Here is a 25,283-nt window from a genome sequence, read left to right on the forward strand (position 1 = left end):
TCGTGCCACTCCTTGAATTCGCCTCATCCCAGGATAGTGCACGCTCGCGTCAATGCCAGGACTTTTGCAGAGATTCCTTAGCTAATGCATCGGCCCGTTTGCTGCTCTTGCTCGCAAATACAGTGCGAAATTACAAGGATTTCGTCACGACCTTCAATACGGCAAGACGTCCTCGATTGCGATCGCGCGCTTCACGTCGTGCTTGAAGCGCATCCAGCGCCTTTAACAAGGACTCGCCATCCATTCCGTTTCGATAGTCGAAATCGACATGTGCAAAGACGACAATACCGTCCTCGTCGAGAAGATATGTCGCGGGCACGGGAACGGGAAACGCTGCTGACTGTCGTCTTCTGGGTGGTGCGTAGCCAAGATCGATATAACGACGGCGTAGTTCCTCGGGCAGATCGAAGGTCACGCCGAAAGCTCGTGCGACCCGAAGATCCGTATCGACGAGTTCGGGAACGGGTAACCGGTCAGATCGTCGATGGCTCGATGCGTCCGGCGGAGCTAGGACAACAGCCTTTGCTCCCGCTAAAGCAATGCGTCCGTGAATCGCCGAGAATCGCGCAAGATTCTCTTCACCAAATGAGCACCATGAACCGCGCAGAAAGTTGAGTACAACCGGACCCGAGCGAAGAAGCTGATCCAGCATAACCTTGTTGCCCAGCTTGTCGTGCAATGCGAACGTCGGCGCACGGGCACCCGCACGTAACGCATTGGTTACGGTGGCCGACGCACGGGCCATCGCGAGCTCAGCCGCTGCATCCGTATCCATGTCTGGTACCACCAGCTCTTTCCTCATGATCGATCTATCTCCTGGAAACCGGCCATACTCATCACAACCGTGACGAGTGCGGCCGATTTTTTCTGTCAGACTCGATCCCGCCCGCGCAGGTGGACGCGGTTAAACTGCCTCTGCACTTTCCTCGTCTTGCACAGTGCCATTCGCCGCCTGCTGAGCTTCGTATGTCGGAAAGTCCGAGTAGTTCTCCTCGCTTCCTCCCCAGAACGCGGCACGCACGTACGGCGTGAGTGGCAGATCGTGTGCAAGGCGATAAGGAAGGTCCGGATTCGACGAGAAATGGCGTCCGAAGGCGACCAGATCTGCCACGCCCGAATTGACGACCTCAATTGCGCTCTCACGATCAAACCCGCCTGCGGCGATGATCGGACCTGAGAAGTGCGGACGCAGATAGGCAGCCGCAACGACGGGGTGGCCGTGATGCAACGTGTCGTCACCTTTGATGCGCGGTTCGATGACGTGGAGGTAAGCAATGCCGTACTCGTTCAGCACCTGTGCTACATGGCTGAACGTCGCTTCGGGGTTGCTATCGGACACACCGCCCCACTCGCCCGATGGCGAAATGCGCACGCCGACGCGATCCGCTCCGAACACGGAAATCAGGGCTTCGAGTGCTTCGCGCAGAAAGCGCACGCGGTTTTCGATCGGACCGCCATATTCATCCGTGCGCCGGTTCGTGCCGTCCTGAATGAACTGATCGACGAGATAACCGTTAGCGCCGTGCAACTCGACGCCGTCAAAGCCCGCCTTCTTTGCACGTTCGGCAGCCTGGCGGAAGTCTTCGACGATGCCAGCAATCTCCCCGGTCTCCAGCGCACGATGCGGCGACACAGGCACAAAGCCGTCGGCGGTCAGCGCGACGCCCTCGAACGGCACGACCGAGGGTGCCACGGGATCACCGCCATCGTTGACTTCGACGTGGCTCTGACGTCCACCATGAATCAATTGCAGGAACGCACGGCCGCCCCTGGCGTGCACTGCGTCGGCGATAGCCTTCCAGCCCGCGTCCTGACCGTCGTGGAAGATGCTCGCTGCGCCGAGGTACGACCGCGCCTGCCGGGAGATGCTCGCTGCTTCGATGATGACGAGGCCGCCTTCCGATGCACGCTGACCGTAGAACTCCGCCATCATCGGGCTCGGAATATCGTCCGGTTGAATGGTGCGCAGGCGAGTCATCGGAGCGAGTACGACTCGGTGATTGAGGTCGTATGCACCGACCTTTCTGGAAGTGAAGAGCCTGGTCATGATATTTCCTTTGAGAGTTGGGTTGAGCACCTCGGAGAGAGATGCTTCACGCGATGCGTTGGGATCCAATGTAGAGAATCCGCGGCGCCGGAAATAGGCATCGATCGGGATGAGGTCTATTCCGTATCGGGATAAGTCAGCACGATGCGCCGCATTTGTCATCAACGTCGCCTTTGGTCCTCTGCGATAGCGACACGCGCATCCCGACGATCGATTCGCCCGCTGTGCCATGTCAGCATGAGCGCGCCCAGCACGACGACAGATGCGATCCAGGGTGTGCTCATGAGCCCCATGTGGCTGACGATGGCGCCGCCCGTCCACGCTCCGCCCGCTACGCCCAGATTGAACGCAGCGATATTCATCCCGGAGGCGATATGGATCGAGTGCGGTGCGAAGCGCTCGGCCTGCCTCACGACATAGATCTGCAACGCCGGCACGTTGCCGAAGGCGACGGCGCCCCAACCGAGCACGACGATCAGGACAAGCGTTTTACTGGTCGCCGTGATATCGAGGAGCAGCAGCACGCCCGCCAGCAGGGCAAAGATCAGCTTGAGCGCAGTAACGGGGCCGAGCGAATCGGCCAGTCTCCCACCCGCCATGTTTCCAAAGGCCACCGACACGCCGTAGAGCAGCAGAACCATGCCGACGACAGGTGGACTGAAACCGGAAATCTGTTCGAGAATCGGCGCAAGATAGGTGAACGCAATCAAGGAACCACCGTAACCGACGGCCGTCATCGCAAACACCAGCAACAGCCGTGGCTTCAAAAATAACTCCGCTTGCCGCCGGATCGACGCGGGCGGTGTATGCGCGATGTTGCCCGGCACGAACAGCAGCGTGCCCATCATGGCGACGAGGCCAAAGGCCGCGACGACAAGAAAGGTTGCCCGCCATCCAAAGTGTTGACCGATGAGCGTGCCAAGCGGAACCCCCGTCACGAACGCGACGGTAAGCCCGCTGAACATCGTCGCAATGGCGCTGCCCGCTTTCTCTTTAGGTACCACGCTCGTGGCGATGATCGAGCCGACAGAGAAAAAGACACCGTGTGCAAAGCCGCTCAGCACGCGCGCGAGAATAAGCGTTGCGTAGCCCGGTGACTGCCACGCGAGCAGATTCGCGAACGTGAATAATGCCATCAGCGAGATCAGCAACGTTTTGCGCGGCACGCGGCCTGTCAAGGCGGTGAGCACCGGCGCGCCCACTGCTACACCCAATGCGTAGAAGGTGACCAGCAAACCCGCCGACGGCAGGGATACCGACAGATCAGCAGAGAGCGTCGGTATCAGCCCGACGATAAGGAATTCGGTTGTTCCGATGGCGAAGGCACCGATGGTCAGTGCAAGCAGAGCGAGAGGCATGATCGACTCCAGACGTGAAGGCATCCGCGACACCATCACGATGAAAAAATGAACGTAAGGGATTCAGGTGGACGCACGATGACCTGGGCGGAACGCGTGCCGCGACGAGTGCCAGGCAACGACGAGTCCAATCAGCACGAGCGCCAGTAATACCCACGCCATGGCACCTACGCCGCTGGTGTCCAGCAGGATGCCGCCGATCAGACCGCCGCCTGCGATCGCGCCATTCCAGACAGTGACGATCATCGATTGCGCGGTGTCGGCGCCTTCGCCCGCCGAATCGGCCGATGCCGTCTGGAGCAGCGTCGCTGCGCCGCCAAAGGTCAAGCCCCACGCTGCGACAGCGAAGTACACCACCCACGGCAATGTTCCATCGAGTGCGAGCGCCGCCGACGCAAGCGCGAACACCCCGAGACTCGCCAGCACGAGTGCGCGAAGCCAGCGGTCGATCAGAGCGCCCGTGACCCAGATCCCTGCGATTGCGGCCAAGCCGAAAACCAGCAGCACGGCATCGACGCGCTGTGTCATATGAGCGCGCACGAGGAACGGCGCGATATAGGTGTAAAGGATGTTGTGGGCCAACATCCACGCGAGGATGACGAACAGCACGGGGCGAACGCCCGGCGTCCGGAACACGTCGACGACACTTCGCCCCGCTCCGTCCTGTTGTCCGGCAAGCTTCGGCGCCTTCCACATAACCCAGAACACCAGCACGATAGTCAACGCCGACATCACACCAAACGCTGTACGCCAGCCGAGCCACTCTCCCAGCCATGTTCCGGCGGGCACACCGAGCGCAAGGGCGATGGGCGTGCCGACGAGCGCAATTGCCATCGCGCGGCCTTGCAGATGCACGGCAACCATACGGCGTGAATAGCCCGGTACGAGACCCCACGTGACGCCCGCCGCCACACCCGCCATGAACCGCGCCGCAAGTGTGAGCCAGTACCACGACGACAATGCCGTGACCGTGTTGAACACGAAGAACAGCGCGATAGCGAGTAACAATACGGTTCGTCTCGACCATGCGCGCGTCGCTGCCGTCACCGGTATCGCGGCCGCGACGGAGCCCAGCGCGTACAGGGTGACCATCTGACCGGCCCATGACTCCGGCACATTGAGCCCGTGACTGATTTCGGGCAACAGTCCTGCTGGCAGAGTCTCGGTAAGAATGGCGATAAAGCCGGTCATCGCCAGCGCGAGCAGACCGGCAACAGGTAACGAGCCAGCGGGTGCAGTCTGCACACCCGCGTCGATCTCACATACAGGAAGTTGGGTAGACATGATCGGAATCCTCGATAAATGCTTGAGCGCCAGACGAAATGTCGTGCACCCGGTTTCGAGTCGAATGTATCTGCGCGTGCCCGCCCGAAATAGACCCGTGCGCGGATAGGCTTTATTCCAGATCGGGGCGAAGTGACAGTGCAGGATGTGTGGATAGAGCACGCGTCGCTAATGCAAACGCATCGACAGGTGCAGGGCTTTTATTAGCGAGACAGATCGGATTGACGGGCTTACAAGGAGGGATGTGTACAACCTCGCCGACAGGTCGCGATCTGGCGTGAGCGAACGCTGTACGCTGTACGCGGTCTGCGGGCAAGCGAAGCAATGCGAGCTTACCTCAAGGCATCTCGCCGCTTCGCCACCGTCATGAACTACGGCACGCACCAACTCGGTGGCGCGCAGCAGTGAGACGTGTCAGATGCTCACTACGATCTTGCCGAACTGGCCATTCTGTTCGAGGTATCAATGTACCTCGACCATCTCATCGAATTTGAACTCGCGATCGATGACCGGTTTGAGCTTGCCCTGCTCGATTCCCTTGAGGATAAACTCGACGGCAGCCTTTTGCCGTACTGGGTCGCCGGTGGTTACCCACAGGTTGTGGGCCCGGATGGTTTGCAGTTTGGCAATCATCGGCAGAACGGGTATCTCCGTCGGACCTTGCGCAAGCGCACCATAGATTAACGCAATGCCCTGGAATGCCAGCACCGAGATCAGTCTGGCGAAGTTCGGGCCACCTACCGGATCGAAGACGACGCGAGCACCGTTACCACCGGTGATGCGCAGGATCTCTGCAACAAAGTTCGTTTCGTTCGTGACGACAACGTGAGCTGCGCCGGCATCCAGCAAGGCCTGACGTTTCTCAGCCGTACGCGTCAACGCGATGGGCGTCGCGCCCGCATAGTTGGCGATCTGGATCGCGGCCAGACCCACGCTACTCGAAGCAGCAGGCACCACGACGAAATCGCCCTTCGTCACCCTGGCGTCTTCGATCAGCGCGCTATATGCCGTGATGAACATCATCCAGATGGACGCGGCTTGCGTATACGACAACGACTTCGGATGCGCGACAACGGCATGCTCGGGAACAATGATGACTTCCCCGTATGTTCCGTATTGATTAAACGAAAACGATGGAATGACGTTGACCTCGTCACCAACGGCGATCCCTTCGACGCCCGGTCCGACAGCATCGACGATACCGGCCGCTTCGTACCCCAGTCCTGCTGGAAACGTAACGGGTTCGATGTAGTCATCACGCCGCCACATCGATTCTGCGCGGTTGATGCCGATCGCCTTTACCTTGATGCGGACTTCGTTAGCGAGTGGCGCACTGACGGGAGCGTCGACGAATTCGAGAACGTCGGGGCTACCCGCGCGGGAAAACTGAATAATGCGAGGCATGGCTATCTCTTGAGTGAAGAAAAAGTGGTGTGCGGGCTATTCTTTCTGAGTGTCGACGTAGGTCGGGAAGTCGGAGTAGTGCCGTTCGGTACCACCCCAGAAGGCTGCCCGCACATACGGAGTCAGCGGAAGCTTGTGTTTGAGCCGATACGGCAAATCGGGGTTCGAGCTGAAGTATCGACCAAACGCAACAAGGTCGGCATCGCCCGAGGCAACGACGGCCTCCGCACTGTCGCCGTCGAAGCCGCCTGCAGCAATGATCGGCCCTGAGAAATAGGGTCGCAGGTACTTCACCGCAACGGGAGGGTGACCTTCGTGCAGCGTATCGTCGCCTTTGATGCGTGGTTCAATCACGTGCATATAGGCGATCCTGTAAGAGTCCAGCACCTGTGCGACGTGACTGAACGTCGCTTCGGGATCGCTGTCGGAAATGCCACCCCACTCGCCCGAAGGCGAAATGCGTACCCCAACACGATCCGCACCGAAGACGGAAATCAGGGCTTCGACTGCTTCGCGCAGAAAACGCACGCGGTTTTCGATCGGACCGCCATAGGCATCCGTGCGCGTGTTGGTACCGTCCTGGATGAACTGATCAACCAGATAGCCGTTCGCGCCGTGAAGTTCAACACCATCGAATCCCGCGTCTTTGGCGCGCTGCGCAGCAGCGCGAAACTCCTCGATGATGTCAGGTATTTCTTCCAGACCGAGCGCGCGGTGAGGCGACACAGGTACGAAGCCGTCCTTCGTGAGCGCCACGCCCTCGAATGGAACGACGGAAGGCGCCACAGGATCGACGCCGCCCGTCATCTCAACATGACTTTGACGTCCGCCGTGAATCAGCTGCATGAAAACATAGCCGCCCTTCGCATGCACCGCGTCGGCGATCGCTTTCCAGCCTTCCATCTGACCGTCATGAAAGAAGCTCGCCGCACCCAGGTATGAGCGCGCGACTCTGGAAATACTCACGCCTTCAATCAGCACGAGACCACCTTCGGATGCGCGCTGCCCGTAGAAGTCGGCCATCATCGGGCTCGGAATTTCGTCCGGCAAAATGGTGCGCAGCCGGGTCATCGGCGCAAGCACGACTCGATGTGAAAGCACAAAAGCGCCGACTTGCTTTGGAGTGAACAGGTGAGCCATGGCGTTTCCCCCAGCGACGTGATGAAGGGTGCGTTGTGAAGGCTGCTTCGGTGTTTCGGACTGTAGTTATTTCTATGCGGATAGATAAGAGGCCGTATTTGCATAGGGCCTATTCCGTGGCGGGATAAATCGCAGGGGCGAATGTCAGTCTCAGACGCCACGACCTCGAATAGCTGGCGTCCCGAAGCGCCGCCTTTGACAGGCCTCCATGTCAGATGACGATTTACACACTATCCTTCGTTGTCTCCGGGCGCCTTGGCGCGACCTGATGCAAGCTGATATTTCCTGCGGCCGCCGTTCGTTGGCCGGGGAGACTGGAGCAGACATTGAGACGTTGCACCACGGGCCACGCGCCTCACGAATGCGTGAGGCTTGCCAGTTTGGCAGTCCGACCGGACGCCGGCGGACATGTGAGGTACGCTATCGGCACATCCGACAACACACCAGACAGTTTGTGGATGAGCCCAAACAGGCCGTGCGCCGGTAGCCTTGCGTCGTTCAGGAGAATCCCGATGGACCGCCTTGCAGCATTCGAAATCTATATCCGTGTTGTCGACACAGGCTCGTTTTCAGCGGCGGCGAGACATTTCGACGTCGGCCAACCCGCTGTGTCGAAGGCCGTGGCGCAGCTGGAGGAGTGGCTCGGGGTAAAATTGCTGCTGCGTTCGACGCGCTCATTGACTCCGACCGAGGCAGGCCAGAATTTCTATACGCGGGCAAAGCGTGCAGTTGAGGAATCGGGCGCTGCTGTGCTTGCTGCACGAGGCACCGCTGCCGGTCTGACAGGCAAACTCCGCGTGTCGGCAGCAGTCTGCTTCGCTAGGCTTCACATCGTCCCGAAGTTGCCCAGTTTTCTGAACCGGAATCCCGACCTGGACGTCGAACTCGTACTTGACGATCGAAACATCGACCTGGTTGAAGAAGGCGTCGATCTGGCGTTACGGATGGGCGATCTGGCCGACTCCAATATGACAGCACGTCGCATTGGCCAGGCACGACGGCGGGTGCTCGCTACGCCAGCCTACTTTGAGCGATGCGGTGTGCCATCGATGCCCGCAGACCTGCTGAAGCATCACGCGGTAGTCTATACGCGCGACATCAATAGTGGCGAGGACTGGACCTTTCGACGGGACACGGTAGAACAGTCGATCAAACTCCAGAGTCGCGTCAAGATATCCGCAACGGAGGGACTCCGCGCCGCGGTTTTCTCTGATATAGGGCTTGCGGTTGCATCCGAGTGGGCGTTCGCCCCGGAACTGAAGTCCGGGGTTGTCGTTGCTGTCATGGATGACTGGAACCTGCCGGGTATCGCACTTTCCGCACTTTATCCGACCGGGCGTATGGCCAGCAGCAAGGCGCGTCAGTTCGCCGCTTTCGTCGAAGAATGTCTCTCGTCCGAATTTGCACCAACTCTCCTATCTGCGTAATCAGTCGAGCGCGGCCGAGGCGATTCGCAATGGCCTCCAAAAATTCTCGCTATACGGGTCTTCCGGCGATCCGTACCCTTTCATACGTTGACCGACGGGTCTGATCAGGCAAGCGGTCGTTTGTGCCTCAACTGCGAGCGACCGTTTATGACCGCCGGCCCCGGCAGTTCGAAGCTCGCGGTTGACCGCGCGATGTCCAGCAGCAGCGAACCTTTGAAGTCGACCCGAAGCAAACCGTCGACGCAGTGTGCCGGGAACTGCCGTTTTCAAGGCGGAATTGCCGTTCGAGTGCCATTCACTAGATGCGCCTGACAGTCGATCGCCCCCTGCCTTCTGCGAAGGTGTCGCCGCCGGCGACGATCGAAAATCAACTTCAGAAGCGATGACATGAGATCTGCTCTCTCACCACAATTCGGCTTGCAAAACACCGCGGAAACTCAGCAACAAGTCACGATCCTATCGACCATGTTTACTACACTCAAAAAGCGCGACAAGTATCTGTCCGTTGACCGCGCGAACGCGTTGCTTTCAAGTCCGGTTCCAGAGCTGTGGTTCCGTTTGCCCAATCGGCTGAATGATCAGTATGACTCGAACTCAATTGGCTCTTACGCGGATGCGTTTGGTGCCATTGAGGGGTTCTGCATGAGCGAGTCCGCATCGGCACGCATTGCGCTTTGCATATACGAATTCGTCGTTTAACAGTCGTGAACGACACCGCTAGCATGCAGGAATCTTCGACTTCTGGCGTGACGCTCAACATGTCTACCATCGCTATTCCGTTCCCTGACCTGGACGGTTCCACACAACCGGCGTCTCTGGCCCAAACCGTGATGCGTTCTGCGCAGCAGATATGGCGCATTGTCAATGCGGGTGCAGCCAAAGGCGGCAATGCTCGCATCGTGATCGCGATTGCTGCCGGTCTTGTGTCTGACGCGTGGGCGCTGGGCGTCGCCCGCTTTCTGATGGGCGTTGGGGTCGGACTCGCTCTCCCCCAGAGCCGGAGTCATCGCCATCAGGCGTCATCGGACGGAGTTCAGGCGCAAGGCTGAGGTGGGCCGCCTGGACACATGAGCCAGGCGCAGGGCTCACGCAGGCCGAGACACGCACGCAGTCAATCCTATCCATCCCCCGACAGCACAGACACCGATGGCAACACCTTCACTCCCCCGTTTCGGCATATGGGCACTCGTGCATGGCAGCCGTGCCGCCCTGCAGGACCCCGACGAACCGTACGACGCTTCATGGGCGCGCAACAAGGCGCTCGTGCTGGAGGCCGAGCGGCTCGATTACGATTCGGTGCTGGTGGCCCAGCATACGATCAACCCGCACGATCCGGCTCTCGATCAACTCGAAGCCTGGACGGCATCGGCTGCACTGGCGGCGCTCACCTCGCGCATCGAGATCATCGCGGCGATCAAGCCGTATCTCTACCATCCTGTCGTGCTGGCCAAGATGGCGCAGCAGATCGAGCACATCAGCGGCGGGCGCTTTGCGATCAATCTGGTGAACGCATGGAATCGTCCCGAGCTGGAACGCGCGGGCATTGGCTTTCCCGAACACGACGAACGGTACGCCTATAGCCGTGAATGGATCCAGGTGGTGGCCGCGTTGCTGCAGGGCGAAACGCTCAATCACCACGGCGATCATTTCCGCATCGACGACTACGCACTGCGGCCCGCTGACCCGTTCCGCGCCCGTCCGCGCATCTATGTGGGCGGCGAGTCTGAGCCTGCCCGTTCGCTGGTCGCGGCGCACGGCGACGTGTGGTTCATCAACGGCCAGCCACACGACGATGTAGCGCGCCTGATCGACGACGTAGCGTCACGCGCGCGGCGAGCCGGGCAAGCACCGTTGCGCTTCGGCTTGTCGGCATTCGTGATTGCGCGGCCAACGCAGGCCGAAGCCGATGCGCACCTCGCGAATCTGTTCGCGCTGGCCGCGCTCGACAAGCCGTTGCGCGAGCGGCAAAAGGCGAATACCGATCCCAATGTCGTGATGATCCAGACCTTCGCGCAGTCGCCGCGCGTCGGTTCGAACGGTGGTACAGCGGCAGGGCTTGTCGGCGATTACGACACGGTTGCGCAGCGCATTGCAGCGTTCCATCGTGCGGGTATCGAACTGTTCATGCTGCAGTTTCAGCCTTTCGAAGCCGACATGCGCATTTTCGCGCAAGAGGTGGCGCCACGCGTGCGCCGGCTGTTGTCTGCCTGAACTTCGATATGGACGACAGCAGGCCACGTTGCGACGTGGCCTGCCCATGATCGTTATCGCAATCAGAAGAACGCGCCCGTGGGCGGGAGCTGCCCGTTCAGCAGATTCTGTCCTAGCAGGCGCTCCTTGTAGAGCCGCGGATTGTGCGAGGCAATCACCTTGATATTGCGCCAGTGCCGGTCCAGCGCACCGACGCGCGAGACCACCGAGCCTGAACCGAGATCGATCAGCCAGCTCGCAAGCTGAGGCGCGAGATCGTCGATCACCACCTTGGCTTCCGATGCCGCGAACGTCGCGGTCAGCGTCGCTTCATACTCGTCGCTCGTGCCATGCACATCCCATGCGCGTTGCAGTGCGCCGATGGCGCGACCCGCTGTCGCTTCAATGCTCGCGGCGTAAGCGCGGACACGTCCCAGCAACGCTTGCAGCACAGGCTCTTCGGCGGGTTGTGTGGCGGTGCCGTGATAGAAGTTGCGCTTGCGTGCGCGCAGCACCTCCACGGCATCCAGTGCTACGCGTCGCGCGATGCCCGCAATGCAATTGGTCAGATACACCTGATGGAAGGTGTATCCCCACGGCGACGTGCCATCGGCACGCGCAGGGTCCGGCGGATAAACGTGCGCGGCAGGCACAGTCACGTTGCGAAACCGTGCGGTGCCGGAGCCCGTCAGGCGTTGACCGAATCCTTGCCAGTCGTCATCGTCGCTGACACCTTCGCCACGTTCGAATAGATACTGGACGGTGCGGCCCTCGCGACTCTCGATTGCTGTGCCGGCAAAGGCGTCGTTATACAGATTACCTGTTGCATAGACCTTGTCACCGGAGCCGACATAGCACTGACGCGGGTCGTCCCATTCGAGCCGGGTGAGCACGCGGGTTGGCCGCGCGCCTGCGGCTGGCACATCGGATTCGGTGAAACTGAGTCCGATGGTTTTATTCTCTCTGGTCAGCGCAAGCACGCGCGCATGGAACGGATGATCCTGCCGCCTGAGCGCCGCTTCGACTTGCCACAGATGGTTGCGAAATGCGTGTGCATCATTCGAATCCGCTGCGGCGATATCGCGGGCCACCGTGAGAAGCTCGCTCAAGGCGAGGCCACGCCCTCCATCGTCAGCGTGCAGACGCAGCGCGCCGAAACCTGAAGCCTTCAGCGCCGCGATTTCCTCATAGGGCAATCGATGATTGAGTTCACGCTCCACCGCAGTCGCCGCGATGTGAGCGATGATGTCCTTGAAGCCGTGTGCGGCGGACAGCGGTGACACCAGTTTCGCTTGCCCGATATCGACGATGGTTGGATCGGAGTCAGACATGCGCGTGTCTCTCCTTGCAGGTCGGCTTCATCAAACTTTCACGCTGTAGTCCGCGACCTTGATTCGCGAGTTGATGATCTTGCGTTCGGCAAGCCAGTCGGCGGCGCGCTGCAACTGCGCGATGAATGCGGCATCGTCCGGTTCGTGGAACTGGTTGACGCGTTTGAGACTCGCCAGATAGTCGCGCACCTGATCCGGGTACTTCGCCTCGCGCTGTACCAGTTGCTCCGTTTCGGTGGGATGCGCCGACTGCCATGCACCCTCTACGTAGTACGCATCGATCACCGCGCGAACCAGTTCGGAGTTCTCTTCGGCGAATTTACGGCGCGTGACCAGCGAACTGTAGTCGATCAGAAACTCCAGATCGCGTCCTTCGTTGAAGATGTCTTTCGCGTCGTTCGAATAGCGTGAAATATCCACCGCGGGCGACCACATCGACCATGCGTCGACCTTGCCTTGCGCGAAAGCGGGCGCGGCGTCGGGTGGATTCAGATAGACGAACTGTACCTTGTCGCGATCGATACGGTTCTTCTCGAGCGCCGCAATGAGCAGGAACTCGCCGAGTCCCGAACGGTTGACGGCAACCTTGCGCCCCACCAGATCCGAAACCGAATTGATGCCGCTCGATTTCTTCACGATGATGGCTGTCGAGCGCGGCGAATAGACATCAAAGGCGGTGAAGACGATGGGCGAGCCTGCCAGCATGGCGGCGAGCGCAGGCGTCGTCGAACCCCAGAAACCGAAGTCCGCGCTGTTGCCGACCACGGCCTGAATCGACGGTGCATGGTTCGGAAACGGTCCAATCCATTCGACCTTGATGTTTTTTGCAGCGAGCGTCTTTTCGAACGCGCCGCGTTGCCTGGCGATGTCGGGCAGGCTGCCGTAGCCCCAGCCGATACGCACCGTGTCCGTGTTGCGCGTGAGCTTGCGTGGTTCGGCTGCGTGAGCGGGCAATGCGCCGCCCACGGCGAGACCGGCCAGCAGTCCGCCCGCCGCGCGCAAAACCTGGCGGCGGCCGGATGAGTGATCGTTCATTCTTTGATGGTCCTCGATGTGATGCTGGAAAGCAGTCAGTGAGCATGCACGCCCAGCTCTTCGAGCAGGGCGGATCGCAATGCATCAAACGTGTGGTGTTCAGGCTGGAACGAAGCTGCGATGCGCCCCGCGCGCATCACAAGAATGCGGTCTGCGAGTGTGAGCGCTTCATCGACGTCATGCGTGACGATCAGCACGCCAGGCTGATGGCGAGCCACGAGCTCCTTGACCAGACCGTGCATCTTGATGCGCGTGAGCGCGTCGAGTGCGGCGAACGGTTCGTCGAGCAGCAGCAGCGCGGGGTCGCGGACCAGCGCGCGCGCCAGCGCGACGCGGTGCGCCTGGCCGCCCGACAGGTTGCGCGGCCAGTCGTTCTCGCGGCCGGAGAGACCCACTTCAGCCAGCGCGTGTGCGGCGCCGCTGCGGCCTACGGTCGTTTCATGGCCGAGTGCGACGTTTTCCCACAAGGTCGCCCAAGGCAGCAGACGATGCTCCTGAAACACCACGGAAGGCCGCTCGGGCGCGCGGATCTGTCCTTCGTCGGGTTGATCGAGTCCTGCCAGTGCGCGCAGCAGCGTGGTCTTGCCGCATCCGCTTTCACCCAGCAGCGCGACGAATTCGCCTTTGTGGATGTCAAGGTCAAGCGCATCGATGACAACGCGTTCGCCGTAGCGCCGTTGCAGGCCCCGCACCGAGACGGCCAGCGGAAACTGCGCCGCGCGCCTGGCGGCGGACGGCACGCCGGTGGCATCACGGGAGAGCGTGAGACTGGCGGTCATTGATGCACTCCTTTGGCGTAATTCGCGTGCCACGACAGGAAGCGCGCTTCGAGAGAACGAACCAGTGCGTCGGCCACGACGCCGATAATCGCGTAGATGATCATGGTCAGCAGAATCACATTGGTTTGCAGGAATTCGCGAGCGTCCATCGCGAGAAAGCCGATGCCTTTGGTGGTCGCGAGCGTTTCGGCAATCACCAGCGCAAGCCACGCATGCGCGAGCGCGTAGCGCACGCCTGTCAGGATGGAGGGCATTGCCCCGGGCAGGATGATGCGCCGAACCACGGCCGTCCAGTCGAGTCCGATCACCTTGGCGAGTTCCATCAGCTTCGGGTCGATCTGGCGAATGCCGAGCATTGTGTTGATGTAGATGGGGAACAGCACCGCAAGTGCGACGAGGAAAATTGTCGCGGCCTCGCCAACGCCGAACCAGACGATGACGAGCGGCAGCATGGCAAGAAACGGAATGGCGCGCACCATCTGGATCGAGCGGTCGAGCAGCGCCTGTGCGAGCGGCGAGAAGCCGACCAGAATTCCGAGTGCAAGCCCGATCGTCCCACCAATCAGGAAGCCGGCGATGGCACGCAGCAGCGACACGCCCAGGTGAACAAACAGTTCGCCGCTGCGGGCGAGATCGAATGCGGTCGCGAGCACGCTGCTCGGCGCGGGCAACACTTGTGGCGTGATGAAGCCGACGCGCGCTGCGGTTTCCCAGAGCACGATAACGAGGGCAGGCACGAGCCACGAAAGCCATCGATACGACGACGCTGTCGACAGCCCTGAACGCGTGCGCACCGCGGTAGCAGGGCTATGGCGTGAGGAAGCGATATCGGACACTTCAGCTCCATGTTAGCGATGAAAAGAGATCGCTCCGCTACGGAGCCGTGATGCGCACGCCGTGTTCTCCGACGGGAACAGGCCGCAGAAACCAGGTGCGCCTCGCGAATGCGAGCCTGATATTTAATGCTGACCAGCACGGCGAAGACAAACGCTTTTTTATGCTTTGCTTTTCAGTGAAAGCGCACAGGTATGCGCCGCTTGCTGCAGCGCTGTGCAATTGAAAATCGTGGAATGCATATGCGGCTGTGTCATATGCATTCCACGATCAGGGAAGCCGCTTACCCGGCTGCGGCTTCTACCGCTTCGTCGAGCAGCGGATAATCGTTGTACCCGGCTTCATCGTCGGTATAGATGGTTTCGGGATTGACGGTATTCAGCGTTGCGTCGTGCCGGAATCGCCCGAACAGATCGGGGTTGGCGACAAAATGACGTGCGAGTGCTGCAGCATCGCCTTCACCGCGTTCGATAGCCTGTTCGGTGCTCTCTTTTGTCAGCCCTTCGTCGAGGATAAACGCGCCGTTGAAGATGCGCCGGACGTCGCGCCCGATGCGCTGATCGCCACGACCAGCGATTCACGCGCAAGACCTGATGGCTCATCGCGTCGACGGGAAAATCGTCATCAAGCCCGTCAACTAGCAAAGATTCGCGTAGTCCAAAAGCCGACATTGACGACGGATCACTGTAGTTGGTCGAATCCGGCAGTCCATCCCGCATTGATAATCTACGCGCATCAATCCTTCCAAAAATCGCACTTATCGTTTCGGACGTCTTGAGCAAATATCAATGCTCAAGACGAGCATAAACGCATTCACAGAAGAACGTATCGGAGACAGGCGCGAATCGCGAGCTGCGTTTCGCCGCATCCCAGCGCGAGCCCGCTCATGGGCGCTGCCACCCGTCACCGACGCGCATCTCGCATAACAACACCTCGCTACGTGATTACTGCCGCCGCTTCCGAGCGTGTGCCCGGCAGCGGTGCATGCCGCGCCTGCCGCAGTGATCTGGATGAACTCCCAGTACTTGCTTCATTCGCCATTGCCTTGAAAATTCAGGAGACACATATGCAGATCACCGGAATGTTGCACGGCGCACGCCTGCTGCAATTCGTCGGATTTCCAGCCAGCGAAGTGCTGGGTCCGGGCGCGACCGAGGAAGAAATCAAATCGCTGATCGACCGCCACGGCCAGGTGTTCATCAAGCCGGTATTCAAGGGCGGCGTCGGCAAAAAGGGCAAGGCGGGACTGCTCGGCCGCGCCACCGATCTCAAGACGGCACTGGTGGAAAAGGAACGGCTCTATTTCGCCGAGCACGTCGTCGGCCATGTGAGGGCGAAAGCAAATGGTGTGACATTCGAAGCGGGCGTGCCGGCCCGGCACGAGGTCTATTTCTCGATCTCCGACTCCACGCGCTTTCGCGCGCCGATGATGACGCTCTCACACAAGGGCGGCATGGATATCGAGGAAGTCGATCCGAAGCACGTCGCAATGGTGCCGTTCGATGCGTTGACCGGCCTGAAAGCGTTCGTCGTCGCGAATGCGCTGAGCGAGATCGGTGCGCCGCGCGAGATCATCTCACCGCTCGTGCAGCAGTTGCCGAAGCTCTGGGAGCTGTACCACGACTTCGGCATGACCACGCTCGAGCTCAACCCGATTCGCATGCGAGAGGACAAAAAGGGCCGTCTCACACCCGTGGCCTGCGACTTCAAATGCGGTTTCGATCGTGACGACCCGCGTTTCTCGCGGCTCGGCCTGCCCGCGCATCTGTTCGCCGCCGACTACTCGGACTTCGAGCAGGAGATCAACCAGTTGCGCACGCATCAGGGACAAAGCGATGTCTACGTGATCAACGAGCACGGCACGATCCTCGCGCCCACCTTCGGCGGTGGCGCTAATTCGCGGGTGACCGAGATGCTGGGCGACGCGGCCATTATCTCGTCGGACTTCGGCGGCAATCCTCCTTACGAAAAGATGAAGGAAGTGGCACGCATCTGCTTCAGGCACTGGCTCAGACAGTCGAACGTGCTGTTCATCATTGGCGGCAAGTCGAATAACACCGACATCTACGAACCGCTCCGCGCGATGGCTGACGCACTGCGTGAGCACTTCAGCGAGCACGGCCCAACACCGCTTTATGTCGTTCTCGGTCGCGGCGGACCGAATCTGGTGCGCGGCATGTCCGCGCTGCGCGACACCTGCGATTCGCTAGGCCTGCCCTACCGCCTGTTCGGCTTCGATTCCGACATCAGCGAAGTGATCCAGTACGCGCGCAAAGCCGATGCCTGGATGCAAGCGGGCGGACGCGCGCAGATCGCGGCACGCATCGGCGCACGCGAGGCTCAGTCGCAAACGGAAAAGGCGTGAGGAGATCGACATGCACAAGCAAGGCAGCAGCCATTTCAAATACTTCGTTGGCATCCACTCGCTGGCGCAGATTGCCACACGCGATGACCGCGTGTGCGTGCTCAACATTCTCGGCGGTGAATCGTCGGACGTGACGCCGGTGAGCCACGCGTTTTCGGGGGCGAATGTCGTGTTCGGCACGGCGCCCGGCAAAGGCGGGCAAGTGCTCGGGACGCCCGCCGGCGACATCCCCGTGTACAACAACGTCCGCGAAGGTCTCGAAGCCGGGCACCGCTTCAACTGCGGTGTCGTCTACCTGCCGCCGTCGGCGGCGCGCGATGGCGTCGCCGAACTGATCCGCGTCAATCCGGACCTGCGCAAGATCTTCATCATCACGGAGAAAATCGCCGTGCACGATGCCCGCGAGATTCGCGCGATGGGCCAGCAGGCGGGCATCGACATCTTCGGCGCGAACGGACTGGGCGTTGCGGATTCGTGGCAGCGCGTGCGCATCGGCGGCGCGCTCGGCGGTGATGATCCGGGCGCGACCCTGCGCCAGGGATCGATCGCGATCTTTTCGAATTCGGGCGGCTTTAGCACGACGATCGCGCAGTATCTGCGCATGAGCGGCTGGGGTACCTCGACGGTCATTTCCAGCGGCAAGGACGTCTACATCCACTATGCGGCGCCGGAGTTCGCGTTCGCCCTTGCCAACGACGCGCGCAGCAAGGCCGCCGTGCTGTATTGCGAGCCAGGCGGATACTACGAGGCCGACGCGGCCTTCACGAAGCCTGTGGTCGCCTGTTTGGTGGGCCGCTGGAAAAGCCGGCTCACGCGTGCGGTCGGTCATGCGGGCGCGATGGCGGGCGGCTCCGACGATGCGCTCGCGAAAGAGCGCTGGTTCATGGAGAAGTTCGGCGTCGAACGGCTCTTCACGCCCGATGATCCCTGCTGTTCGGCCAGGGGCGCAGTCGTCACGAACATCGCGCATATACCCGCCGCCCTCACGGCGGTGATGCGCGCGAACGCGACGATGCCCGACTTCGAACCCGAAGGCAGCCTGGCCCTCAAGCCGTGGTTCGGCTCGGATCAGGGGCTCGCATTACCCGATGAGCTCGCGTTGCCGGTCGTGAAAGCGGTCGCGCCCTACGACGAGCAGGTCGCGCGGGTCAACGCCCAGATCGGCGCGATCCCGCCGCGACAGCCGCTGAAGGACGCCTCGGGCGCGGCGCAGCTGGACGCGAAGACACAGGTCAGCAGCCTGCACGGCGCATCGATGCTGGAAGCCGCTACGCACTCGTTCGAGGCGAATGTCTGTCTCGCGCTGTTGCACGAGTTCGGCGGGACCAACGACGAGAAGCTCGTCAACGTGGCCGTCTGCGCGGCGGTGAACCTGCACGGCACGCCCGAACTGGCGGCGGCGCAAGCGGCGCGCGAAGCGGGCAACGCGCCCAATGCGGTGCTCGCGGCGGCGGCGGCGATCATCGGGCCGAATCGCCAGCACGCGGCGCGCGAGGCGGCGCGGCTCATGATCGATCGGTTCGCGGCAGGCGGACTGGTGGACGCATTCGATGAAAGCTTCGATGTCAGTGTCATCGACACAGCGGGCAGTGCCGTTTGCTTTGCCTGCGAGCGCGACGCCAAGGCGGACGCGATGATCGCCGGCCTTGCCGCGCGCGGCGTGAGTTCGCCGTTCATTCGCTGGCTCACACATCAGGAGCGTTACCCGAGCGCGGACGCCGTGCTCGCCGCGATCACGACAGCGCTTGCGTGGGGCCCGCTCATGCGCAAACGCGTTTCGCGGCTGACGGCAGAGAGTCTGCCATGGTGGATCAAGCTCTTTGGCACGCTGATCGGCGCGTCCGCTGACGCGTCACGCCACAGCCCCGAAGCCTTCTGCGGCTTTTCCAATGCGGAACTGCTTGGCGAGCGCTCGCTCACCGAGATCGCGTTCGCGGCGCTGCTCAACCTGAAGCCATCCAGCGACGACCTCTTTGCGTTCAGGACGCTGGTCGGCCTGCTGCTGACGAACGGGCCGGGTGCGATCTCGGCGCAGGGCGCGAAGGGCGCGGTGTCCGCCGACGGTCCCGAAAGCCCGGAACGCGTGCAACTGAACAAGGCCCTGGTGGGCTTTCTCACGCACACCGGCTATACGCACGGCGGCAACGGTTACGAAGGCATCGCGTTTCTCAACGAGGCGTTTCGCGAAAGCGAACTCGATGATCCTTCCGACCCGCATCACGGCATCGATCTCGAAGCGCTCGCACGTCGCTCCGTCGAGCAGTATGCGCAGTACAAGGCCCGGCAAAAGCACGCGGGAAGCCTCGACATCGCCAAACTGCCCGGCGTGAATCACCCGGTTTTCAAGGACAAGCCGGTCAACCACGACCCGCGTGAGGTGTTCATCGCGAACCTCCATGAGACGCGCGGCGAGTACAACGCGTTCCACGCCTTCTATCGCGCACTGGTGCAGGCGCAGTTCGATGCGGGCGTATCGCGCAACGTGTACTGCGTGAATGTCGATGCCGTGATCGCTGCGCTGCTGCTGAGGATGTTGTGGCAGCCGTTGCGGCGCGGGGAGTTCAGCGAGTCGGATCTCGAAACGGCAGCGTTCACGATCTTCCTCTATCCACGCATGCTCGGCTGCGCTGCGGAGATCGACGATCACCTTAACCGCGGCCGGAATATGGATACCCGCACTGCCGCGTCGCAGTGTCGCTTCGTGGCCTGACCACGTCGCCGTCATCGCAGCCGCTTCGGGCCCCGGAATGGACACCGAGGCGGCGCAGTACCGGGTCTTATCGATTGATAACTATCGCGCATCAATCGTTTTGAAAATTGCACTTATTGTTTTAGGCGATCCGGGCGAACATTCGCAAAACGACAATCCGCGGGCGCTCCGCGCATTTCAAGGATTCAGGAGACACTTGATGCACCCCTCATCCCCTACCCTATCAACAGGACAATCGAAGGCTGCCGCGGTTCTCCGCGTCACGGCCGGGAATTTCCTGGAGCAGTTCGACTTCTTCCTGTTCGGCTTCTACGCCACGCAGATTGCCAACGTGTTCTTTCCCGCCGCGAGTGAATTCGCCTCGCTGATGATGACCTTCGCGGTCTTCGGCGCGGGATTCCTGATGCGCCCGCTCGGCGCCATCATCCTCGGCGCCTATATCGACGATGTGGGCCGCCGCAAGGGGCTCATCATCACGCTGTCCATCATGGCAAGCGGCACGATCCTGATCGCATTCGTGCCGGGCTATGCCACGATCGGCCTGCTGGCGCCCGCGCTCGTGCTGCTCGGGCGCCTGTTGCAAGGCTTCTCCGCTGGCGCGGAACTGGGCGGCGTGTCGGTCTATCTGGCCGAGATGGCCTCGCCCGGCCGCAAGGGCTTCTTCACCAGCTGGCAATCGGCCAGCCAGCAGGTGGCCATCGTGGTAGCCGCGGGCCTCGGCTTCGCACTCAACCAGTCGCTCGATTCGTCGACCATCGCCGCCTGGGGATGGCGCGTGCCGTTCTTCGTCGGCTGCATGATCGTGCCGTTCATCTTCATGTTGCGTCGAAATCTGGAAGAAACGCAGGAATTCAAGGCCCGCAAACACCGCCCGACGATGAAGGAAGTCTTCCGCACGCTGGCGCGGAACTGGGGCGTCGTGCTCGCCGGCGTGATGCTGGTCGCGATGACCACCACGAGCTTCTATCTCATCACGGTCTATGCGCCGACCTTCGGCAAGACGGTTCTGCATCTGAGCACGGCGGACAGCCTGCTTGTGACGCTGTGCATCGGCGTATCGAATTTCGTGTGGCTGCCGATCGGCGGCGCACTTTCGGACCGGATCGGCCGCCGCCCGCTCATGCTCGGCATGACCACACTCGCCATCGCGACCGCATATCCGGCGCTGTCCTTTCTTGCTCACGCACCGAGCTTCGTCAATATGCTGCTCGTGCTGCTGTGGCTTTCGTTCATGTACGGCATGTACAACGGCGCGATGGTCGTCGCGCTGACCGAGGTAATGCCTGTCGAGGTGCGTGTCGCCGGGTTCTCGCTCGCCTATAGTCTCGCTACGGCGGTATTCGGCGGCTTCACGCCCGCTATCGCGACCGCGCTGATTCATATGACCGGCGACAAGGCCGCACCCGGGATCTGGATGAGCTTCGCCGCCGTGTGCGCGCTTTGCGCCACGCTCGCGCTCTACCGCCGCCGCGCGGTGGCGCTGAATGCCGCGCAGTGAGACGCCTGATAGCTCACTTCCACTTCCCTACGTACCCGAACGACCCTGATCCATGAAAAACCTTCTTGGCAAGCTTTCCGGCGCAGCACTCATCGCGCTCTCAGCCCTGACAGCGAACGTACAGGCCGCCGACCTGCACGTCATGAGTTCCGGCGGCTTTACCGCTGCGTACAAGCTGCTCGGCCCCCGGTTCGCGTCGGCGACGGGCAATACGCTCGACACCACACTCGGTCCGTCGATGGGCAAGTCACCTGAAGCGATACCCAATCGCCTCGAACGCGGCGAGCCCGCAGATGTCGTGATCATGGTCGGCTACGCACTTGACGATCTCATCAAGCAAGGAAAGGTCATCCCCGGATCGCGGGTCGAACTCGCGGATTCGCGGATCGGCATGGTCGTGCGTGACGGCGCGCAGAAACCCGACATCGGCTCGATCGAGGGACTTAAACAAACCCTGCTGCACGCGAAGTCGATCGCCTACTCTGACAGCGCGAGCGGCGTCTATATCGAGCGCGAACTGTTCAAACGGCTCGGCATCGAGGAGCAGGTCGGGCCGAAAGCGAAGATGATTCCGCGCATTCCCGTCGCGTCAGTGGTGGCCAACGGCGACTATGAAGTCGGCTTCCAGCAGGTCAGCGAGTTGTTGCCGGTACAAGGCGCGGCCTTCGTCGGCAAGATTCCCGAGTCCCTGCAATCCGTTACGCGCTACGCCGCCGGCATCCCGGTTGGCGCACAACACCCGAAGGAAGCGAAAGCCCTGCTCGATTATCTCGCGTCGCCTGAAGCACAGCCCGAAGTGACATCGACTGGCCTCGATTCCGTCACGTCGCATTGACTCGAGAGACGGAAAGCGCGCCGCGTGCCACTTTCCGGTCTCAGCCCGAAGCATCCGTCGCAGGGTCGTCGACGTCAGGCGGCACGGGCGCGCGCAACATCACCGAGAGACGCGGCCGGTCGCACGCGCCCTCCCACATCGAAACGAAGATCACCGCGCATGCGTTGCTGATCACACTCGTCAACGCACGCGCCTCCGACATGAACCGGTCGATGCCGACCAGCAGCGCCACCCCAGCAACGGGCAGATCGGGAATCACCGTCAAGGTCGCGACGAGCGCCACGAGCCCGCTGCCGGACACGCCAGCCGCACCCTTGGACGTGAGCAGCATGACCGCGAGCAAGATCGCGATCTGCGCACCGGAAAGCGGTACATCGCACGCCTGCGCGATGAACACCGAGGCAAGCGTCAGATAGATCGCGGTGCCGTCGAGATTGAAGGAATAACCTGCGGGCAGCACGAGTCCGACGATTCCCCTGTCGCAACCTAGTGCCTCGAGTTTTACGATCAGGCGCGGAAGGACCGGTTCAGTCGACGAGGTCGCGAGCACGATCACCAGTTCCTCGCGCAGGTAGCGCAGCAATCGCCACAACGCAAAGCCATGAAGCCGCGCGAGCGGCGCCAGCACCAGCACGACGAACAACGCGCACGCCACGTAGAACGACACCATCAGCATGCCGAGCGAACCGACCGAACGGATGCCGAAGCGCCCCACGGTAAACGCCATCGCGCCGAACGCGCCGAATGGCGCGAGCCGCATGATCATCGCGAGGATGCGGAAGAGCACGTGCGCAATGCTTTCGATGAACGCCAGCATCGGTTTTCCTGCACCCGGATGAGCGTTCAGCGCGAAGGCGAAAAGCAGCGAGAGCAGGAGGACAGGCAGCACCTCGCCTGTATCGAAGGCGCCTGGCATCGTGTCAGGGATCACGCCAAGCGCAAATTCCACCAGGCCGTGCGGCTGAGAGTGCTTGAGATAGGGTGATAGAACACTCGTGCCCAGATGATGCACGTCGATATGCATGCCCGCACCGGGGCGCAGCACCCAGGCGGTCGCGAGGCCGAGCGCCAGCGCAAGAGCAGTCAGAACATAGAAGAGTGCCAGTGCCTTCAGGATGGTACGCCCAACGGTCGTCCCGTCTGCGAGCGACGTGATGCCCGAGACGATCGTGCAGAAGACGACAGGCGCGATCATCATCCGTACCAACCCGACGAATGCGTCGCTCAGAGGCTTGAGTTGCGCACCCGCTTGCGGCCAGAAGTGGCCGAGCATCACGCCAAGCACCATGCCCAGCAAGACCTGCACATAAAGCAGCCGGAGCGGCCATGTGAAGGTCACGATGCGGTTTTCCTTCTGGTGTTGGTCTTCCTGCCGACGTCGCCGGCCTCGGACTCACTCGTCCCCATGTCCCCACGCTTCATCGCCATGATCGTATCGTAGAACTGCTGCGCGGCTGGCGTGAGTGACCGGCCGCGCCGCGTCACGATTCCCACTCGCCGTTTCACCACGGGATCGACCAGCGGCACGCTCGTGAGCACATGATGCTCGCGCCCGGGCATCGCCATCGAAGGTACCGCGGCGACACCGAGCCCCGCCTCGATCAGACCGAGCATCGTCGTCACATGCCGCGTCTCGACCACGCTTGGCGCACGAACCGACACGGCGGAAAGCGCCTGATCGAGCAGCAGGCGATTGCCAGAAGTCTTGTCGACGGACACGTATTCGTGCTCGTAAAGTTCGTTCCAGGTGACGCGCTTTTTGCGCGCCAGCGGATGGTCGCGCCGGCACGCAACAACGAAGCGCTCCTGCAGCAGGACCTTGAATTCGACCTCGGACTCCTGGCTTCCGAGAAAGCTCACGCCGAAGTCCGCTTCGCCGCTGATGACGGAGCCAAGCACTTCATTGGCGCTGCTGTCGAGCAGCTTGACCCGGATGCGTGGAAAGCGGCGGTGATAGCTCGCGACCACGTTCGGCAGAAAGTAGTAGGCGACCGACGGCACGCAGGCGATTGTCACGTGCCCCAGGCGGCTCGACGACACGTCGCGGATGCCGAGCAGAGCAACGTCGAGATCGTCGAGCAGTTGCTCGGCGCTGGGTGCGAAGACGCGACCGATCGTGGTCAATGACACGCTGCGCGTCGTACGATCGAAAAGCCGCACGCCAAGCGCCTCTTCGAGCTTGTCGATGCGGCGGCTCAGTGCCGGCTGGGAGATGTTGACGGCCTCGGCGGCCTTGCGAAAGCTGCCGAGTTCCACGACCGCCCGGAAGGCCTGCAAGTCATTCAGGTCGAAATTGACGCCCACGAGCCATCCTCCGTGTTTCTGGTAAGAGCGTTTCGTATCATTGAAGACGTCCTGTGTCTCATCCTGTCAGGAGTAAGGGCCCCCTGTGCGGCTTGCCCCAAGCTTTCTCGCAGGCCCCGCTGTTTCCGCAATATCGCATATTTGTCACGATTGATGCACAAGCGTTATCAGTCCCCTCAGTGCAAGTGAGATCGCCCTGCTGCTCTGGAGCCGGATGTGTGTGGGTAAGATTGGCCGACGAAACCTGAACAGGAGTCGCAAGATGGATCTGGATGCGGCAAGCAGGAACCGAGGCGTTGCCACGCCTCAAACCCTGTCGCTTACGCACGTGGAGATTCTGACCTGCACGTCCGTCATGACGACAGGGAACCTGCGCCGTGCAGCGCAGCGATTGCTCGAAGGAATCATTCCACGATACGACCGATCCGCGCTTCACGACGCATCGCTATTTTTCTACGTACCACCGAGCGAGGAAGTCGGCCGAATCGGACATTCACGCGTCGGCTCCGGTAAGACTGTGTTGGGTTGCTCCTTGCCATTCCCATCACTGCGACTGTGAACGTCCGCTCTCGCTGCATTCGGATGAGTACTTGCGACCCGTTTCAGCCAGTCACACCTCCCGAGATCTGCCACTCGAGGATTCATTTCGATTATGAACATCCGCGCTTGCCGGGCTTCCCAACGTTCGGTTTTGATCGGCGCATAGCTCTCAGAATTGTAGAAGGCAACCTATTGCAACCAT

Annotated in this window: 21 protein-coding genes and 1 pseudogene; 10 read left to right on the plus strand and 12 right to left on the minus strand. The window is 61.3% G+C overall.

What is annotated here, in order from left to right:
* Window positions 1–130: 130 nt before the first annotated feature.
* From DK391_RS38560 to DK391_RS38585, 6 genes are all read right to left on the minus strand, one after another.
* On the minus strand, window positions 131–802 hold the full coding sequence (locus DK391_RS38560; RefSeq protein WP_109483257.1) for a peroxiredoxin-like family protein: 672 nt from the start codon (window positions 800–802) through the stop codon (window positions 131–133).
* A 102-nt stretch (window positions 803–904) separates the two neighbouring features.
* A complete protein-coding gene (locus DK391_RS38565; protein ID WP_109483258.1) occupies window positions 905–2,047 on the minus strand; it encodes an alkene reductase in 1,143 nt (380 codons plus the stop codon).
* Between the two features lie 161 nt (window positions 2,048–2,208).
* Window positions 2,209–3,405: an MFS transporter gene (locus DK391_RS38570; protein ID WP_109483259.1), complete on the minus strand. Its 1,197-nt coding sequence runs from the start codon at window positions 3,403–3,405 to the stop codon at window positions 2,209–2,211.
* 63 nt (window positions 3,406–3,468) lie between these two features.
* Window positions 3,469–4,596, minus strand: a complete 1,128-nt coding sequence (locus tag DK391_RS38575) for an MFS transporter (RefSeq protein ID WP_239483075.1) — start codon at window positions 4,594–4,596, stop codon at window positions 3,469–3,471.
* A 555-nt stretch (window positions 4,597–5,151) separates the two neighbouring features.
* Window positions 5,152–6,093, minus strand: a complete 942-nt coding sequence (locus DK391_RS38580) for a zinc-dependent alcohol dehydrogenase family protein (protein WP_109483261.1) — start codon at window positions 6,091–6,093, stop codon at window positions 5,152–5,154.
* A 36-nt stretch (window positions 6,094–6,129) separates the two neighbouring features.
* Entirely contained in the window at window positions 6,130–7,233 is a 1,104-nt protein-coding gene (locus DK391_RS38585; protein WP_109483262.1) for an alkene reductase, read from the minus strand.
* 512 nt (window positions 7,234–7,745) lie between these two features.
* Here DK391_RS38585 and DK391_RS38590 point away from each other — a divergent pair.
* The 4 genes from DK391_RS38590 (at window position 7,746) to DK391_RS38605 (ending at window position 10,871) form a co-directional block, all read left to right on the plus strand.
* A complete protein-coding gene (locus tag DK391_RS38590) occupies window positions 7,746–8,660 on the plus strand; it encodes a LysR family transcriptional regulator (RefSeq protein WP_109483263.1) in 915 nt (304 codons plus the stop codon).
* 387 nt (window positions 8,661–9,047) lie between these two features.
* Window positions 9,048–9,359 (plus strand): hypothetical protein, encoded by a 312-nt coding sequence (locus DK391_RS38595; RefSeq protein WP_109483264.1) that lies wholly within the window; start codon window positions 9,048–9,050, stop codon window positions 9,357–9,359.
* A gap of 59 nt (window positions 9,360–9,418) precedes the next feature.
* Window positions 9,419–9,709, plus strand: coding sequence for a hypothetical protein (locus DK391_RS38600; protein ID WP_239483074.1), 291 nt, complete (start codon window positions 9,419–9,421; stop codon window positions 9,707–9,709).
* A 97-nt stretch (window positions 9,710–9,806) separates the two neighbouring features.
* Window positions 9,807–10,871, plus strand: coding sequence for an LLM class flavin-dependent oxidoreductase (locus tag DK391_RS38605; protein ID WP_109483265.1), 1,065 nt, complete (start codon window positions 9,807–9,809; stop codon window positions 10,869–10,871).
* A 62-nt stretch (window positions 10,872–10,933) separates the two neighbouring features.
* Here DK391_RS38605 and DK391_RS38610 read toward each other — a convergent pair whose 3' ends face one another.
* Genes DK391_RS38610 through DK391_RS38625 form a run of 4 tightly spaced genes read right to left on the minus strand, consistent with a single transcriptional unit; the run spans window position 10,934 to window position 14,831 of the window.
* Entirely contained in the window at window positions 10,934–12,181 is a 1,248-nt protein-coding gene (locus DK391_RS38610) for an acyl-CoA dehydrogenase (RefSeq protein ID WP_109483266.1), read from the minus strand.
* Between the two features lie 30 nt (window positions 12,182–12,211).
* The gene (locus DK391_RS38615; RefSeq protein WP_109483267.1) at window positions 12,212–13,216 is read right to left on the minus strand and encodes an NrtA/SsuA/CpmA family ABC transporter substrate-binding protein; all 1,005 of its coding nucleotides are present in this window, start codon (window positions 13,214–13,216) and stop codon (window positions 12,212–12,214) included.
* Window positions 13,217–13,251: 35 nt separating this feature from the next.
* Complete coding sequence (locus DK391_RS38620; RefSeq protein WP_109483268.1) at window positions 13,252–13,995, minus strand: ABC transporter ATP-binding protein; 744 nt, start codon at window positions 13,993–13,995, stop codon at window positions 13,252–13,254.
* Window positions 13,992–14,831: an ABC transporter permease subunit gene (locus DK391_RS38625; RefSeq protein WP_109483269.1), complete on the minus strand. Its 840-nt coding sequence runs from the start codon at window positions 14,829–14,831 to the stop codon at window positions 13,992–13,994. The genes DK391_RS38620 and DK391_RS38625 overlap by 4 nt, the downstream gene beginning before the upstream one ends.
* A 248-nt stretch (window positions 14,832–15,079) precedes the next feature.
* Between DK391_RS38625 and DK391_RS44660 the strand changes: the two genes are divergently transcribed.
* From DK391_RS44660 to DK391_RS38650, 5 genes are all read left to right on the plus strand, one after another.
* Window positions 15,080–15,607, plus strand: a complete 528-nt coding sequence (locus tag DK391_RS44660) for a hypothetical protein (protein WP_162601025.1) — start codon at window positions 15,080–15,082, stop codon at window positions 15,605–15,607.
* 288 nt (window positions 15,608–15,895) lie between these two features.
* Window positions 15,896–17,194, plus strand: coding sequence for an ATP-grasp domain-containing protein (locus DK391_RS38635; protein WP_109483270.1), 1,299 nt, complete (start codon window positions 15,896–15,898; stop codon window positions 17,192–17,194).
* A gap of 10 nt (window positions 17,195–17,204) precedes the next feature.
* The gene (locus DK391_RS38640; protein WP_109483271.1) at window positions 17,205–19,904 is read left to right on the plus strand and encodes a CoA-binding protein; all 2,700 of its coding nucleotides are present in this window, start codon (window positions 17,205–17,207) and stop codon (window positions 19,902–19,904) included.
* Window positions 19,905–20,103: 199 nt separating this feature from the next.
* Window positions 20,104–21,402, plus strand: coding sequence for an MFS transporter (locus tag DK391_RS38645; RefSeq protein ID WP_109483272.1), 1,299 nt, complete (start codon window positions 20,104–20,106; stop codon window positions 21,400–21,402).
* Between the two features lie 52 nt (window positions 21,403–21,454).
* Complete coding sequence (locus DK391_RS38650; RefSeq protein WP_109483273.1) at window positions 21,455–22,237, plus strand: substrate-binding domain-containing protein; 783 nt, start codon at window positions 21,455–21,457, stop codon at window positions 22,235–22,237.
* 40 nt (window positions 22,238–22,277) lie between these two features.
* Here the strand turns inward: DK391_RS38650 and dctA are convergent, their stop codons facing one another.
* Both dctA and DK391_RS38660 read right to left on the minus strand, forming a co-directional pair.
* A complete protein-coding gene (gene dctA, locus DK391_RS38655) occupies window positions 22,278–23,576 on the minus strand; it encodes a C4-dicarboxylate transporter DctA (protein WP_109483274.1) in 1,299 nt (432 codons plus the stop codon).
* Window positions 23,573–24,541: a LysR family transcriptional regulator gene (locus DK391_RS38660; protein ID WP_109483275.1), complete on the minus strand. Its 969-nt coding sequence runs from the start codon at window positions 24,539–24,541 to the stop codon at window positions 23,573–23,575. The genes dctA and DK391_RS38660 overlap by 4 nt, the downstream gene beginning before the upstream one ends.
* Before the next feature lie 295 nt (window positions 24,542–24,836).
* On the opposite strand from DK391_RS38660, the pseudogene DK391_RS45505 reads away from it, so the two are divergent.
* Window positions 24,837–24,989: pseudogene (locus DK391_RS45505) on the plus strand (DUF1275 domain-containing protein); the annotation flags it as partial.
* Window positions 24,990–25,283 lie beyond the last annotated feature (294 nt).

This window comes from Paraburkholderia sp. C35 (genome assembly GCF_003121405.1).
GTDB lineage: Bacteria > Pseudomonadota > Gammaproteobacteria > Burkholderiales > Burkholderiaceae > Paraburkholderia.